Origin of the sequence: Pseudomonas carassii (assembly GCF_036324045.1) — a bacterium.
Taxonomy (GTDB): Bacteria; Pseudomonadota; Gammaproteobacteria; order Pseudomonadales; family Pseudomonadaceae; genus Aquipseudomonas; species Aquipseudomonas peradeniyensis.
The window spans coordinates 1-15785 of sequence record NZ_JAZDCT010000043.1; the positions used below are offsets into that span (position 1 = coordinate 1).

General features: G+C 67.4%; 12 protein-coding genes. 2 read left to right on the plus strand and 10 right to left on the minus strand.

The genetic code is table 11. The features are described 5' to 3' along the window. Window positions 1-170: 170 nt before the first annotated feature. The 9 genes from V0R62_RS23720 to V0R62_RS23760 all read right to left on the minus strand — a co-directional run bounded on the left by V0R62_RS23720 (window position 171) and on the right by V0R62_RS23760 (window position 10493). Window positions 171-890, minus strand: a complete 720-nt coding sequence (locus V0R62_RS23720) for a thioesterase II family protein (protein WP_330105454.1) — start codon at window positions 888-890, stop codon at window positions 171-173. 4 nt (window positions 891-894) lie between these two features. Continuing rightward, window positions 895-1116 carry an MbtH family protein gene (locus tag V0R62_RS23725; RefSeq protein ID WP_003256222.1) on the minus strand — a complete coding sequence of 74 codons (222 nt, stop codon included), beginning with the start codon at window positions 1114-1116 and terminating at the stop codon, window positions 895-897. Between the two features lie 145 nt (window positions 1117-1261). Next, window positions 1262-2656: an efflux transporter outer membrane subunit gene (locus V0R62_RS23730; protein ID WP_330105455.1), complete on the minus strand. Its 1395-nt coding sequence runs from the start codon at window positions 2654-2656 to the stop codon at window positions 1262-1264. Continuing rightward, window positions 2653-5736 (minus strand): MexW/MexI family multidrug efflux RND transporter permease subunit, encoded by a 3084-nt coding sequence (locus V0R62_RS23735; protein WP_186732266.1) that lies wholly within the window; start codon window positions 5734-5736, stop codon window positions 2653-2655. Before V0R62_RS23735 ends, V0R62_RS23730 begins: the two co-directional genes overlap by 4 nt. A gap of 18 nt (window positions 5737-5754) precedes the next feature. Further along, entirely contained in the window at window positions 5755-6849 is a 1095-nt protein-coding gene (locus tag V0R62_RS23740) for an efflux RND transporter periplasmic adaptor subunit (RefSeq protein ID WP_330105456.1), read from the minus strand. Window positions 6850-6863: 14 nt separating this feature from the next. Further along, on the minus strand, window positions 6864-7349 hold the full coding sequence (locus V0R62_RS23745) for a DUF2165 family protein (protein WP_198743355.1): 486 nt from the start codon (window positions 7347-7349) through the stop codon (window positions 6864-6866). Between the two features lie 180 nt (window positions 7350-7529). Further along, window positions 7530-8426 (minus strand): alpha/beta hydrolase, encoded by an 897-nt coding sequence (locus V0R62_RS23750; RefSeq protein WP_330105457.1) that lies wholly within the window; start codon window positions 8424-8426, stop codon window positions 7530-7532. Between the two features lie 73 nt (window positions 8427-8499). Beyond that, window positions 8500-9282 carry an AraC family transcriptional regulator gene (locus V0R62_RS23755; protein WP_330105458.1) on the minus strand — a complete coding sequence of 261 codons (783 nt, stop codon included), beginning with the start codon at window positions 9280-9282 and terminating at the stop codon, window positions 8500-8502. Beyond that, window positions 9279-10493, minus strand: coding sequence for a sugar transporter (locus V0R62_RS23760; protein WP_330105459.1), 1215 nt, complete (start codon window positions 10491-10493; stop codon window positions 9279-9281). Before V0R62_RS23760 ends, V0R62_RS23755 begins: the two co-directional genes overlap by 4 nt. Window positions 10494-10701: 208 nt before the next feature. On the opposite strand from V0R62_RS23760, the gene V0R62_RS23765 reads away from it, so the two are divergent. After that, a complete protein-coding gene (locus tag V0R62_RS23765; RefSeq protein WP_330105460.1) occupies window positions 10702-12018 on the plus strand; it encodes a hypothetical protein in 1317 nt (438 codons plus the stop codon). Window positions 12019-12185: 167 nt separating this feature from the next. Here the strand turns inward: V0R62_RS23765 and V0R62_RS23770 are convergent, their stop codons facing one another. Further along, on the minus strand, window positions 12186-14420 hold the full coding sequence (locus V0R62_RS23770) for a TonB-dependent siderophore receptor (protein ID WP_330105461.1): 2235 nt from the start codon (window positions 14418-14420) through the stop codon (window positions 12186-12188). Window positions 14421-14724: 304 nt separating this feature from the next. Between V0R62_RS23770 and V0R62_RS23775 the strand changes: the two genes are divergently transcribed. Then, complete coding sequence (locus V0R62_RS23775) at window positions 14725-15735, plus strand: TerC family protein (protein WP_330105462.1); 1011 nt, start codon at window positions 14725-14727, stop codon at window positions 15733-15735. Window positions 15736-15785: the final 50 nt, after the last annotated feature.

A 15785-nucleotide genomic window follows, 5' to 3' on the forward strand; every position in this document is an offset into this window, starting at 1 on the left:
TTACCCGCCGTAAGGGCGGAAAGGTGAATAAGCGTCGACATCACAAATGAATGCGCATACAACTTCCAAAACCACCCAACAACAACAACAACAACAACAACAACAACAACAACAACAACAACAACAACAGGTCAGATATCAGCTATTGCAAAACACCCCAATACCACCCATCAAGCACAAAGCCTCAAAGGCTCCAACGTCCGGCAAAGCACATCAAGCACCCGCTCTTCATGCTCATGAATAAAGAAATGCCCACCCGGAAACTTCGTCAGCGAGTACCCCCCGCCAGTCTCCCGCCCCCAAGCCTGCAACTGCTCATCACTGGCCCGGTCATCCTCACCGCCCAACACATGCAACGGACATTGCAACAATTGTCGCGCCTCATACTCATACCGCCCACAAAGCAAAAAGTCCGCCTGCACGATCGGCAAGGTCAGGCTCATCAGCTCCTGGTTGGCCAGCACCTCTTCAGGTGTCCCCCCAAGCTTGCGCAGTTCGGCGATCAGTTCGGCATCCCCACGAGGCTCGGTCCATTTGCCACCGGCATAGTCCTCCCGCCGGGTCGGCGCCGCCGTCCCACTGGCGAACAACGCCACCGGCGGCGGACACCCCAGCGCCCGCAGTTCGTGGGCCAGCTCGAAGGCGACCAGCGCCCCCAGGCTGTGCCCGAGCAGCGCGTAGGGCGCCTGGGTGGCCCCCCGCTGCTCATGGGCCAGCTGCCGGGCCAGCCCCCGCAGATCGGTGTGCAGCGGATCGCCCATGCGCGCGCCACGCCCGGGCAACTCCACCGGACGCACCTGCAGCCAGGCCGGCAGCTTGCGCCGCCAGCGGCTGTAGACCATGGCGCTGGCACCGGAGTACGGCAGGCACAGCAGGTTCAGGTTCGACACCGCCTTACTGCGCCGCGGCTTCGGCCATCTTCTGGCGCAGGCTCAGTGGGCGCATGTCAGTCCAGACCTCATCGATGTAGGCCAGGCAGTCCTTCTTCAGGCCGCTCTTGCCCACCGCGCGCCAGCCGTTGGGGATCGCCTTGTAGTCGGGCCAGATGGAATACTGCTCTTCGTGGTTGACCACTACCTGGAACTGGATATCGTCGCGGTCGAAAACGGAAGTCATTGCCTGTCTCCTTGAATGATGAGTGCCGAACGCGCCGGGCGCAGGGCGGCTTCCATGAAAACGAAGACCGCACAGGGAAAATTAGGCCCATCCTGGAACTCTTGCTCGCCGCCCATGGCGCCCACAGGGTAACAGGCAATGGGGGCTACTGTGCCGCACTCCCCCACCCCAACGCCTTGTACAGCGCAATCGCATCCAGGTACGACGCTGTCTCTGCCTCGGCCACCTCGCGCTTGATCGAGAACAGCGCACGCTGGTTCTCCAGCACCGCCAGGTAGGTCCCCGCTCCACGCCGATAGCGCTTGTTGGCAATGTCGATGGCCTCGCTGCCGTGGCCGGCGGAGGCCACCAGGCTTTGCAGCCGCGCCTGGTTGCGCACCAGTTGCGTCACCGCGTTCTCCACTTCTTCGCGGGCCAGCAGCACGGCCTGCTGGTAGCGCGCCTGACTGCCCTCGGCCAGCGCCTCGCGTACGCGCAGGCGGGCACGGGCGTTGCCCAGGCGCAGCGCCGGCCAGGTCACAACCGGCGCCAGCTCGTAGGCACGGGCGGCACTGCCCAGGTCGCCGCTGCGCAGGGCGAAGAAACCGATGAAACCGCCCAAGTCCAGGCGCGGGTACAACTCGGCGGTGGCCGCGCCGACATCCTCGGTGCTGGCCGCCAGCTCACGCTCGGCGCTGACCACATCGGGGCGCTGGCCGATCAGCGCATCGACATCGCCCAGCGGCAACTGGCGCGCCAGCGGTGGCAGGAACGGCGCGGCGCCCTGCTCCTGGCTGCCCGGCACCTGCCCGGTCAGCACGTCGAGGCGGTAGCTGGCCTGCTGGATCGCCGCCTGCAACGGCGGCACCGCCGCCTCGCTGAGCAACAGGTTGGCGTGGGCGTTCTGCTGGTCCTCGTACTGGCCACTGCCGGCACGCACCTGGGCGCTGGTCAGCTGCAGGGTCTCGCGCCAGGCCTCGACCTGGTCCTCGGCCACGGCCAGGCTGCGCTTGAGCCCGAGCTGCAGGTAATAGTTGCGGGCCACCTCCGCGGCGATGCTCAGGCGCGCCTGGCGCAGGTCCGCCGCCGCCGCGTCGGCGCGGGCCTCGGCGGCGTCGGTCAGGCGCTGCAGGCGACCGAACAGGTCGATCTCCCACTGCACGTCGAAACCGGCGCGGTACTGCTCGGTGCGCATGCGCCGCGGGTCGCCGCCATCGGCCGGTTGCTGCTGCTCCAGGCTCTGGTTGTAGCCGGCGCGGGCGGTGATCCAGGGATAGCGGTCGAGGCTGCGGTCGTCGAACAGCGCCCGCGCCGCCAGCAGGTTGGCGTGGGCCTGGCGGACGTCGTGGTTGTTGGCCAGGGCCTGGTCGACCAGGCGCACCAGCTGCGGATCGTCGAAGAACCGCCACCACTGCGCCGGCAACTCACCACGGGCGGCGAAGGCGGCACGCTGCGGGCTGTGCACGCCAGTGGCCGGGATCTCGGCCTTCTGGTAATCGGGGCCGACGCTGCACGCAGTCAAGGCCAGGGCCATCAGGGAGACGACGAATACAGGCTTCATGGCTGGCCCTCCAGGGTTTCGGCCAACGACCGCGCCCGCGCCGAACGCGCGGTGCTGGCATGGTCACGGGCCAGCAGGCTGTAGATGGTCGGCAGCACGAACAGGGTGAACAAAGTCCCCACCAGCATCCCGGTGACGATCACCACGCCCAGCCCGAAACGGCTGGCGGCGCCGGCGCCCGAGGCGAACAGCAGCGGGATCAGCCCCACCACCATGGCCGCCGTGGTCATCAGGATCGGCCGCAGGCGGATCTGCGCCGCCTTGCCGATCGCCGTGCGCCGGTCCAGGTGCTGCTCGGCCTGCAAAGTGTTGGCAAACTCGACCATGAGGATGCCGTGCTTGCTGATCAACCCGATCAGCGTCACCAGGCCGATCTGCGTGTAGATGTTCACCGTGGCCACCCCCAGCGCCAGGGGCAGCAGCGCGCCGCTGATCGACAGCGGCACGGTGATCAGGATGATCAGCGGATCGACCAGGCTCTCGTACTGCGCCGCCAGCACCAGATAGATCACCACCACGGCGGCGAGGAACGCCAGCATCAGGGCGTTGCCCTCCTGCTGGTACTGGCGGGCGTCGGACTGCCAGTCGATGCTGAAGCCAGCGGGCAGTTCAGCCGCGACCTGCTCGAGGAAGGCCACGGTGTCGCCCAGGGTGACCCCGGCCGCCGGGATGCCCTGGAAGGTCGCCGCGTTCTGTTGGTTGAACTGGGTCAGGCGGTTGGGCTCGACCTGCTCGCTGACCTGCACCACGGTGGACAGCGGCACCAGCCGGCCCTCTTCGCTGCGCACGTACTGGCGGGTCAGGGCCTGCGGGGTCAGGCGCTGGTCGCGCGGGCTCTGGGCGATGACGTCGTAGGAGCGGCCGTCGAGGCCGAAGCGGTTGAGGTAGTTCTCCCCCACCAGCACCGCCAGCGACTCGCCGATGTCCTGCATGCGGATGCCCATGCTGTTGGCCTTGGCCCGGTCGACCCGCACCTGCACCACCGGGTTGTTGTAGTCCAGGTCGCTGTCGACCACGGCGAACAGGCCGCTCTGCCGGGCCTTGGCCTTGACCTGCTCCATGGTGTCGAACAGCACCCGGTAGTCCTGGGAGCTGCGCAGCACCATCTGCACCGGCAGGCCGCCCGTCGAGCCCGGCAGCGCCGGCAGCTGGAAGGCGAAGATGCTGGTGCCTTCGACATCGTTCACCGCCGCCTGCAGGTCGAGCTGGATCTGCGAGGCGTTGCGCGCGCGCTCGTCCCACGGTTGCAGGTTGATGCCGCCGATGCCCGAAGCAATGCCGTCGCTGCCGTTGATGATCCAGGTGCTGACGGTCTCCGGCAGGGTGCGGTAGACCGCGTCGAGCTTGTCGGCGAAACGTTCGACATAGGCCAGGTTGGCATGCTGCGGCGCCTTGATCGCGGTAAGCAGTCCGGCCTGGTCCTCGGTCGGCGCCAGCTCGCGCTGCGGCAGGCTGTACAGCAGCGGCAGGCTGACCAGCACCAGCAAGGCGAAGCCGACACTGATCCAGCGGTGCTTCAGCGAGAACCCCAGTACCTGGGCGTAGCGCTCGGCCAGCCAGTCGAAGAAGCGGTTGGCGGCATGGGCCATGCGCCCTTCGGACTGGCGCGCATCGAGCAGGAACGAGCTCATCACCGGCGACAGGGTCAGCGCCACCACGCCGGAAACCACCACCGCGCCGGCCAGGGTCAGGGCGAACTCACGGAACAGCGCGCCGGTCAGCCCGCCCATCATGCCGATCGGCGCGTACACCGCGGCCAGGGTGATGGTCATCGCGATCACCGGCCCGGCCACCTCGCGGGCGCCGATCAATGCCGCCGCCACCGGTGTGCGCCCCTCCTCGATATGGCGGTGGACGTTCTCCACCACGACGATGGCATCGTCCACCACCAGCCCCACCGCCAGCACCATGGCCAGCAAAGTGAGCAGGTTGATGCTGAAACCGAACGCCAGCATCAGCGCCGCCGCGCCGAGCATCGACAGCGGGATGGTCACCACCGGGATCAGTACCGTGCGCAGCGAACCCAGGCACAGGTAGATAACCACCACCACGATTGCCAGGGCTTCGAGCAAGGTCTTGGTCACCTCGTCGATGGAGGCCTGGATGAACCGCGCCGTCTCGAAGGCAAGCTCGGCCTTGACGTCCGGCGGCAGGGTCTGGCGGATCTGCGGCAGCAGCTGGCGGATGCCCTCGACGATCACCAGCGGGTTGCCGCCCGGGGTGGCGAACAGACCCAGGTGCACCGCCGGCACGCCGTCCATGCTGGCGCTGGTCTCGGCCGAGGCGGCGCCGAGCTCGACGGTGCCGATGTCGCGGATGCGCACCAGGCCATTGCCGTCGTTGCGGATCACCAGCTCGCGGAAGTCGCCGACCGAGGTCAGGTCGGTGTCGACACGGATATTGGCGATCACGTACTGCCCCTTCACCTTGCCGGGCGCCGCCTGGTAGTTGTTGCGCCGCACCGCCTCGGCCACGTCGGCCGCGGTCAGGCCCCGGGCGGCCAGGCGCGCCGGGTCGATCCACAGGCGCATCGACAAGGTCTGGCCGCCGAACACCTGGACCTTGGCCACGCCCTCGATGGTGCTGAGCAACGGCTCGACCACCCGTGTGAGGTAGTCGGTCATGGCCGGGATCGGCAGGCTCGGGCTGGCGAAGCCGATATAGGCCACCGCCGTCGACTCGCCGGCCGAGCGCTCGATCACCGGATCGTAGGCGCGCTCCGGCAGGCGGTAACGCACCTGGTTGACCTTGGCCATCACCTCGGTCAGCGCCTGGGTGGAGTCGCGGTTGAGCTCCATGCGCACGGTCACCAGGCTACGGCCTTGTACCGATGAGGACGACAGGTAGTCGATGCCTTCCACCGACGACACCGCCTGGGCGATCGGCTGGGTGACGAAGCCCTGCATCAGTTCGGCCGGGGCGCCGGGGTACTCGGTGGTCACGGTGATGGTCGAGCTTTCCAGCAGCGGGTACTGGCGGATCGGCAACTGCAGCAGCGACAGCAGCCCGAGCAGCAGGATCAGGGTGCTGACCACCAGCGCCAGCACAGGCCGGCGAACGAACAGGTCGGTGAATGTCATGGCGTGTTCTCGCTGGGGTCAGGCGCCGCTGGCCGGGGCCTGCAGGGTGTCTTCGGTGGCTTGCACGGCGGTGCCGTCGCTCAGGCGCAACTGCCCCGACACCACCACCTGGTCGTCCTCGTTCAGGCCCTGTTCGATCACTACCCGACCGGCCTGGCGCTCGCCGGTGCGCACCGCCACCCGCTGCACCACCAGGGCATCGGCGGCGTCATCACGGCGAGCGACGAACACCGTATCGCCGTAGGCGGTGTAGGCCACCGCGGTTTCCGGCACGGTCAGCACCTGGCCGTCATCGGGGCTGGCCACCTGCACGCTGGCGTACATGCCAGCGGAAAGGCGCGCATCGGGCTTGGCCAGGGTGGCCTGGACCTGCACCGTGCGCGAACGGCCAATCAACGGATCGATGGCGGTGATATGGGCAGTGAACGGGGTGTCGGGGAAGGCGTCCAGGCGCACCTCGACCGGCTGGCCGGGGCGCAGCTGGGCGCTCAGTTGCTCCTCGAGGGAGAAGTTGACGTACAGGCTGCGGGTATCGATCAGGCTGACCACCGGGTCGCCGACATTGAGGTACTGCCCCTGGTTCACCCGGCGGATGCCCAGGCGCCCGTCGAAGGGCGCGCGCACCGCCTTCTGGGCAATCACCGCCTCGGTACGGGCCAGTTCGCCCTGGGCCATGTCGCGAGCCGCCAGGGCATTGTCCAGTTGTTCCTGGGTAGCGGCGTTCTCGCGCAGCAGGTCCTTGACCCGCCGGTGATTGGTCCGCGCATTGTCCAGCTGGGCCTTCAGGCGCAGGCGCTCGGCCTGCTCCGGGGCATCGTTGAGGGTGACCAGCACATCGCCTTTGCGCACCTGCTGGCCGGATGTGAAGTTGATCGCCGTCACCCGCCCGCCGATCTCGGCCGACACCAGCACCTGGTGCACCGCCTCCAGCTCGCCAACACCGGCGAAGGCGCGTTTCTGTGGTGCCTTCTGCACCGTGGCCAAAGCCACCTTGACCAGGTACCGCGGCGCCGTCGCAGTGGCCTGGGCCTGGCCGGTGTGGCGCCAGGCCAGTCCGCCGGCGGTGACCAGCGCCAGTACCAGGGCGCTGCCGAGTATCGCCTTGCTTTTCATCGTCCGTCCTCGCCTCAGGCCCAATTCAGGTTGAACAGGAAGAACGCCAGGATCGCCCACAGCACCAGCACCAGGTGGGTGAGCTGCAGGCCTTCCTGGCGAATCCAGTAGCCGAACCACAGGCCACCGAGCAGCATGGCGAAGGTGAAGGCGAGGAACGCAGCAAGCGCCAGGTTCAGCCAGGCGCGGGCCATGAGCGGGTCCTGGGCGACGATCAGCCCGTAGCAACCGATCCAGGCCGCCACGCTGGCGACCACCTGCAGCAGCAGGATCACCAGCAGCGCGGCGCGGGCCAGGCCGGCCGACTGGCAGGCCCGGCGCAGCAGGGGGAAGTCGATGGCCGGCGGCTGGCGCAGCGGCGCCATGGCCAGCGTGGCGCCGATGGCACCGACGGAGCTGGCGAAAGCCTGCAGGTTGTTCAACACCGCGATGCTCAGCCACAACGCCAAGCCCACGGCCTGGATGGCCTGGAACAGCCACAGGGAGGTGTGCAAATCCATATCAACGTCCGTATTGATGGCCTGGCCAGGGGAACAGGCAATTACACAAGAAAACGCTTGGATATTAGTGGCAGCCTTGCCGATGCACAAGCGCCCCTATTACAGGGGCGCGTGGTGCAAGGAGGATTGATGCGGATCAGTCGGGCGGCAATACGGGGTTGAACCTGCCCCGGCCACCGCTCAGCCCAGGTGACGCAGGAACCACTGCCCCGCCGCCTGCGCCGCAGCCTGGAAGTGCCGCTGGTACGGATCGAAGTGCCCATCGGGCAGCACCACCAGGCGCTTGGGCTCCCCGGCGCGGTTGTACGCGGCGAGGGCCAGGTCCGCGGGGGTGACGGTGTCGCGTTCGGCCACCAGCATCAGCAGTGGCGTCGGGCTGATGCGCTCGATGGTCAGGCCCGGTTCGTACTCGCTGGCCAGTTCACTGGAACGCAGGGTCACACGGTTGTCCCAACCCGCCTGCAGTGCCCGTGCCGTGCCGTAGAACGCTTCGGCGTCTGCCCCGGCATAGATGCCGGCCTCCCCCGCCTCGGCGATCACCCGTCGATACCCCGGCGCACCGCCGGCATGGCGAGCCGCGCGGTCGCGGGCGAAAGCCTCGCGCATCGCGTACACATGCTCGCCCGCCCGGCGCAGGAAGCTCTGGTGACCACTGATGGTCGGCACCTGGGCCACCACGCAGCGCACCCGGCGGTCCCAGGCCGCCAGTTGCAGGGCGTGGCCGCCGCTGTAGCTCGAGCCCCAGACGCCGATGCGCCGGGCATCGAAGCGCGGCTGCGCACAAGCCCAGGTCAGCACCTCGCGCAGGTCATCGAGTTGCTGGCGAGGGTCGATCTCGCCTCGCGGCTCGCCCCCGCTGTGGCCGAAGTTGCGCTGGTCGAACAGCACCACCGCCAGGCCCGTGGCGGCGAAATGTTCGGCGAAGCGGTCCAGGGCCTGCCCCTTGAGCGCGGCGAAGCCCGGGCTCATCAACACCAGTGGCAGCGGCCCCGGGGCCTCGGGAAGATAGAGCCAGGCATCGAGGGTGATGCCATTGACGGCGATGGCAAGGTTCTCGCGGTTGAATGTGACGGGCATGACGCGGCTCCTGTGGCGGATCGGATACGCGTCAGCTTAGGGTCGGGCCAGGCACGGCGCTGGCGCGCGGCGGTCAGGCATGCGTGCGTATCGGCCAACTTGCGCTGAAGACGCTGGGCGCGCAGCCCATCAGCCGGCGGAACACCTTGGCGAACGCTGCCGGCGACTCGTAGCCCAGCTCCTGGGCGATGCGCCCCACCGGTTCGCCCTTGTGCAACCGGGCGATGGCGGCGAACACACGGGCTTGCTGGCGCCAATGCTGGAAGGTGCAGCCCAGCTCGGCCTGGAACAGCCGCGCCAGGGTGCGCACCGACGCGCCCACCTCATGCCCCCAGTCCTCCAGGGCGCGCCCATTCGCCGGGTCCTCCAGCAAGGCCGCGCAGAGTTTCTGCAGACGTGGCTCGGCGGGCATCGCCAGGCGCAACGGCACATCGCGGACCCAGCGCAGCTCGTCCAGCAACAAGGCCATCAGGTGCGCCTCGCGGCTGTCGGGCAGCGTGCTCTGGTCGATGGCGCGGGCACTCAGCAGCAGCTCGCGCAGCAGCGGCGTCACCAACAGGCTATAGGGCTGATCGGCAAGCTCGCAGGTCTGCGGGTGCAGGTAAAGCGTGCGCAGACTCACCTGGCCACGGGCGCGCAGGCTGTGCTCGAGCCCCGCCGGTACCCACAGGCCCTGTTGCGGCGACAGCACCCAGAACCCCTGGGCGCAGCGCAGCTCCATGATCCCGCGGGTGGCGAACACCAGTTGCCCCGCCTCGTGCCAGTGCGGGCTCAGGCGCTGGCCATCGGCATACTCGCGGCACACCGGGCGGCACCGCTGGCCCGGGTGCTCGAACACCGGCAGGTGCTGCTTCACGCCTGGCCCGGCACGCGTGTCAGGGCTTCGCGAAAGCGCTGGGTACTGGCCAGCGCCAGTACCAGGCCCAGCACCGCCACGCCGCCACCGACCAGGCCGATATGCGCCACGCCCAGCTGGCTGCTGACGATGCTGCCCAACAGCGCGCCGCCGCCGATGCCGATGTTGTAGATCCCCGAGAACAGCGCCATGGCCACGTCGGTGGCGTCCGAGGCGAGCTTCAGCGTCTTGGACTGCAGCGCCAGGCTGAAGCTCAGGATCGCCACGCCCCAGACCATGCTCAGCCCGGCGAACACCGGGAAATTGCCCGACAGCGGCAGCAACAGCAACAGGCACGCCGCCAGGGCCCCGATGGCCCCCACCAGGAAGCCATGGGGGAAACGCTCGCTGTAGCGGCTGAACAGCACCGAACCAAACACCCCGGCGCCACCGAACAGCAACAGCAGCAGCGTGGTGCGCTCGCCGCCGATCTGCGCCACGTGCAGGGCGAACGGCTCGATGTAGCTGTAGGCGGTGAACTGCGCGGTGATCACCAGCGTCACCAGCAGGTAGGTAATCACCAGCGCCGGGCGGCGGAACAGGATCGGCAGGCTGCGCAACGAGCCGGAGTTCTGGCTCGGCAGCAGCGGCAGCGACTTCATCAGGCACAGCATGGTCGCCAACGCCACCCCGGCAATGCACAGGAAGGTGATGCGCCAGCCCAGCGCCTCGCCCACCACCCGCCCCAGCGGAATGCCCATGACCATCGCCAAGGTGGTGCCGGTGGCCAAAAGGCCCAGCGCCTTGGCCTGCTGGCCGGGCGGCGCCACGCGCACCGCCAGCGACGCGGTGATGGCCCAGAACACGGCGTGGGCCAGGGCGATGCCGATGCGGCTGACCAGCAGCATGGCGAAACTCTGCGACAACCACGACAGCAGGTGGCTGGCGATGAACACCAGGAACACCAGCAGCAGCAGGCGTCGGCGCTCGATGTTGCGGGTCATCAACATCATCGGCAGTGACGCCAGCGCCACCACCCAGGCATAGATGGTCAGCATCAGGCCGACCTGCGCGGTGCTCATCTCGAAGCTGCGGCCGATATCGCTGAGCAGCGCCACCGGGACGAACTCGGTGGTGTTGAAGATGAACGCCGCCAACGCCAGGGCGATGACGCTCAGCCAGCTGCCGTTGCCGGCCGTGGGGGGCATGGAGGTGGGTACGGGTCCATTCATGTGAAGACGTTTTTCTCCGCGGGCAAGGCAACAGGACGCGCATCGCCTGCCCAGGTTCCAGGCCGGTGACGCACGTTTGATTATTGGAAGGATGCCCAGCATGGTACGCATCAAGCCCGGACCTCACAACCTCGGGTGCGGACGGAGTACCATGCACCCTTTTGTTGCATCGCCACCCACCCTGCGGAACAAGGAGTTCGATCCGCCCATGGACAAGCAGCACCCCCAGCAGCAGTGGCGCGAGGCGGTCATCGCCTACGCCGAGGCCATCAACCGCTATGTCGCGCAGGGCCGTGCGCAAGGCTGGGACGATCTGGAGGAGCCGCAGGCAGCGGCCACCGAACACCTGCTCGACGCCTGGCTGGCGGCGCTGCGGGCTATCAACCGGCCCGGCGTCGAGCCGGCGCAGCGCCAGCTGTTCCGTGAGGCCTGGCCGCCGGCGCACCTGCCACTGGTGCCCTTGTTCGAGGAACAGGCCCAGGGCATCGGCAACCTGCTGCTGCTCGACGACGGCAGCCTGCTGGCGCGTATCGGCATGCCGTTCGACCGAGGGCAGGTGCTGCGCATCGATGACCAAGGCATCACTCCGGTGATCGGCGTCGAGCACTTCGGCCGTTGCCCGCAGCGGCGCTACTATGCCCTGGCCAATGCCGAAGGGGTACGCGTGACCGATGGCTGGGGCGGCCCGCTGGTGGCCAGGCTGGCCTGGCCCCATGGCCTGGAAGGGTTGCCGGCCGGCTACCCGTTCGACCCCCTCGACCTGCCGCCGATACCCACCGCGCTGCTGCCCTTCCCCGATGGCCAGCGGGTCCTGCTGGTCAGCAGCGACGGCATCTTCGTGCTCGCCGCCAACGGCGCCACGCGCCTGCTGCCGCGCCAGGAAGACATTCTCGATGAACTGCGCGAGGGCACCGATCCGGACGACATCGTCCTGGGCCTGGCCATGGAACACGCCGCGCTGTCACCGGATGGCCGGCTGATCGCCCTGGGCGAGCAGTGCGGCCGGCACCTGGTGCTTGACGAGCAGTTCAGGCCCGTCGCCGAAGTCGGCCCGGCCAGCGAGTACCCGCACTTCGCCCTGTTCAACCGGCGTGGCGACCAGCTGATCCTCAACGCCTGCCATTTCTACCGCGGCGGCACCGTCGGCGTGCGGGTGGCCGACCTGCCTGGGCTGGACACCGGGTTCTACAGCGAGGACCCGCGCACGCCGCTGTTGCAGGATGGCGCACGGATCTACGCCGGAGTGGCCCGTGAAGGCGAGTACATCGTCGGTGACGCCCATGGCTATCTGCGCGCCTTCGGCGAGGACGGCAGCGAGCACTGGCAGCACTACCTCGGCTCGACCATCAGCGCCATGGACATCAGCGCCGACGGCCGCACCCTGGCGGTGGCCAGCCATGCCGGCTTCATTTCACTGATTGCCCTGGACAGCGGCCGGCCGCAATGGCAGATCGGCACCGGGGCGCATGGCGAGATACGGCGCTGGGTGTGCTGGAAGGGATTCGAGCAGCCGCTGGCCTGGTAGGCCGGCGGCGCCGGGGGTATACGTTCCCCTGTAGGAGCGGCCTTGTGTCGCGAAAGGGCCGCAGAGCGGCCCCGGCAATTTCGGCTGCGTAGCTGAAACCCTGGGGCCGCTTCGCAGCCCTTTCGCGGCACGAGGCCGCTCCTACAACGGGTGCGCTGCAAGGCCGGTCAGAACGCGTAGCGCGTGGTCAGCATGAAGTTGCGCGGATCCCCATAGTAGCCCCCGCTGTAGAAGCCCAGGTTGTTGAAGTACTTCCTGTCGGTGAGGTTGTTGCCGTTGAGGGTCACCGACAGCTGCTCGGTCACCTGGTACCTCGCCATCGCGTCCAGGGTCAGGTAATCGGCCTGGGTGTAGCGAATGGTCTCGCCCGCCGTGACCGGGCTGTCCAGGTCCTTCCACACCTTGCTCTGCCAGTTGGCCGAACCGCCCACGGTGAGCTTGTTCCAGACCCCTGGCAAACGGTAGGTGGTGGACAGGCGCAGCAGGTTCTCCGGCTCGATGGTGGAAATCTTGTCGCCCTCGCCATCGCGGGTGATGCGGTGGGTAAAACCACCCTGCACATGCCAGTCCGGGGTCAGCTCACCCGCCACTTCCAGCTCGAAACCACGGGTCTTGGCGCCCTGGATCGCCCGGTAGACGCCACGGTTGGTGGCCGGATCGGTGCGGTCGAACTCGGCCAGGTTGTCCTGGCGCACCTCGAACAGCGCCAGGCTGGCGTTCAGGCGACCGTCGAAGAACTCGCCCTTCAGGCCCAGCTCGTAGGCATCGCCCTCCTCCGGTTCGATCATCTTGCCGCTGGCATCCTGCTCGCTCTCGTGAGGCTTGAAGATGCTGGTGTAGCTGCCGTACACCGACCAGCTGTCGTCCAGGTCGTAGACCACCCCGGCGTAGGGCACGACCACGCCGTTCTCTTGCACGTCCTGGGTCTTGCTGCGCTGGCCGGTGGTGGTGTCCAGGCTGGTGCTGTCGAGCTGCCAGTTGGACAGGCGACCGCCAAGGATGATCGACAGCCTGTCGGTGGGCTTGAAGCGACCTGTCAGGTAGGCGGCATCTTCCTGCACGCGGGTGTCGACCTTCGACAGTGGCCGCCCCCAGTCGGGCTCGGGATACTCGCCGCGCCACTGGTAGATGTTGGCGCTGCCGAACAGGAACGGCCAGTTGCTTTCATGGGCGCGCACATCGCGGTGGGAAATGCCCGCCACCAGTTCGTGCTCGCGTCCGAGCAACTGGAACGGGCCGCTGGCAAAGAGGTCGTAGGCGTTCTGGTCGGTCTGGTAACGGTAGCGGCCCAGCCACACGCCCATGCCGTCCCCGCTGGCCGCATCGGGGTAGCCGTTGGCCGCCGAACCCAGGCGCGTCGGCGCGTCGGTCTCGCTGCGGCTGGCCGAGGCCTTGATTGTCCAGTCGTTGGCCAGGCGCTGCTCGAGGGTGACGAACAGGTTGTCGGCGGTGTTGTCCCAGGCGCTCCACTTGGCGCCGGGGTTGAACGAGCGCGGCATGCCGAAACGGTTGCCCTGGTTGTCCAGCAACGGCGTCGACGGCCCCCAGGACGAGCCTTCGGGGCGGTTGCTCTGGCGGCTGAGGCCGACGCTGAGCAGGGTGTCGTCGGTCAGGTCGGCCTCGACGATGCCGTACATCACCTGCTTCTTTTCGGACAGGTTGTCCATGAACGACTGGCCGTCCTCGTAGGCCGTGACCAGGCGCCCGCGCACGTTGCCTTCAGGCGTCAGCGCGCCGCCGATGTCGAACTCGCCCCGGTAGGTGTCCCAGCTGCCGGCGCCCAGCGACACATAGCCGGACAGCTCGCGGGTCGGCCGCTTGCGCACCAGGTTGACGGTCGCCGACGGGCTGCCGAAGCCGCTGAGCAGGCCGGTGGCGCCACGCAGCACCTCGACCCGGTCGTAGATCACCAGGTCGGTCTGGTCGATGCCGTTGCCGAAGCGGAAAGCCGCCGGGATGCCATCGATCTGGAAGTTGTCGATGTCGAAACCCCGGGCCTTGAAGGCGGCACGGCTGCTGTCGAGCTTGGTGACGGTGACGCCCGGGGTCTTGGCCAGCGCGTCGCTGATGCTGGTGAGGTTCTGGTCGTCCATCTGCTGGCGGGTGATGACCGTGACCGATTGCGGCGTTTCCCGGGGCGACAGGGCCATGCGCGTGGCGGTGCGGCTGGCGCCGGTGGTGTAGGAACCACTGCCTTCGGTGGTCTCGCCCAGCGCGGTGTCGGTGATGGCGGTGGCGCCCAGCTCCAGGGTGCCCTTGCCGCTGGCCGTGTCGGCCCAGGCCTGGCCGGCCGATGCGGCAAGGCTCGCCGCGAGGATGGCCAGTGCCAGCGGATGACGCTGGCGGACGGTGGTGGCGTTCCCTGCCCCTTGAACCGTGTTCAGAGAGTGCTGTCGTTGCACGCTTGTCGACCCCTACTTGTTGTGTCTGCTCGATACGAGTGGGGGCTAATCACTGGCAGTTGTTGTGGTTATGTGCCCGTTCTGCGACGGCTGTGGCGCATCCTAGGGTTTTTACGAATTTTTTACAATTGAGAATATTTCGCAATAATTGGATCCAGGCAAAGAAATGTAACAGCCTGCCATTCGGCAAGCCCGGCGATCACGACTAGGCTCAAAATCATGTGATGCCGGGCCCCTCTGACGGTTTGCGCCGCCATGTCGGAATCACTGTTGCCATGCAACGTCGACAATCAAGGAGGGGCTCATGACGGCTCTGCAGCATTTCCTCTTCACGCCTTTTCTCGGCACCAGCGCCTGGTTGTGGCTGGTCTTCATCACCATCGTCATCGCCTTGCTGGTCCTCGACCTGGGTGTGCTGCACCGCCAGGACCGCGAGATCGAAATGCGCGAAAGCCTGCTGCTGTACTCGGGCTACTTCAGCGTCGGCGTGCTGTTCGGCGTGTGGGTCTGGCATGAGCTGGGCGCGCAACCGGCGCTGGAGTTCTACACGGGTTTTCTGGTCGAGCAGTCGCTGTCGATGGACAACGTGTTCGTCATGGCGATGATCTTCAGCTTCTTCGCCATCCCCCGCCGCTACCAGCATCGCGTGCTGTTCTGGGGCATCCTCGGAGTGGTGGTGCTGCGAGCCATCATGATCGGCGTCGGTGCCGCGCTGGTGCAGCACTTCGCCTGGGTGCTGTACCTGTTCGGCGCCTTCCTGCTGTTCACCGGGGTGAAGATGGCGCTATCCAAGGACGACGCCCACCCGGACCTGGCCAACAACCCGGTACTGCGCTTCGTGCGCCGGCACATGCGCGTCACCGACCAGTTGCATGGCCGGCACTTCTTCGTCCAGCTCACCCCGCCCGGGGCGACGCGGGCGATCCGCTATGCCACGCCGTTGTTCCTGGCCCTGGTATTGATCGAACTGGCCGACCTGGTGTTCGCCGTCGACAGCGTGCCGGCGATCTTCGCCATCACCCAGGATCCGTTCATCGTCTACACCTCGAACATCTTCGCCATCCTCGGCCTGCGCTCGCTGTACTTCGCCCTGGCGGCGCTGATGCACCGCTTCGTCTACCTCAAGTACGCGCTGGCGATGGTGTTGATCTTCATCGGCTGCAAGATCTTCTGGCACGGGCTGGTGGGCAAGGTGCCGGCCGGGGTGTCGCTGGGGGTGACCTTCGGCCTGCTGCTCGGTGGCGTGCTGCTGTCACTGCTGCGCACCCGCGACAAGAAAGCGGATCCGTCAGAGGTCGATGAAGCCAGGCGATAACGGGCTGACGGCAGCAGCGAAAGCCAGTGCCACTGGCTGATCGCCGCTGC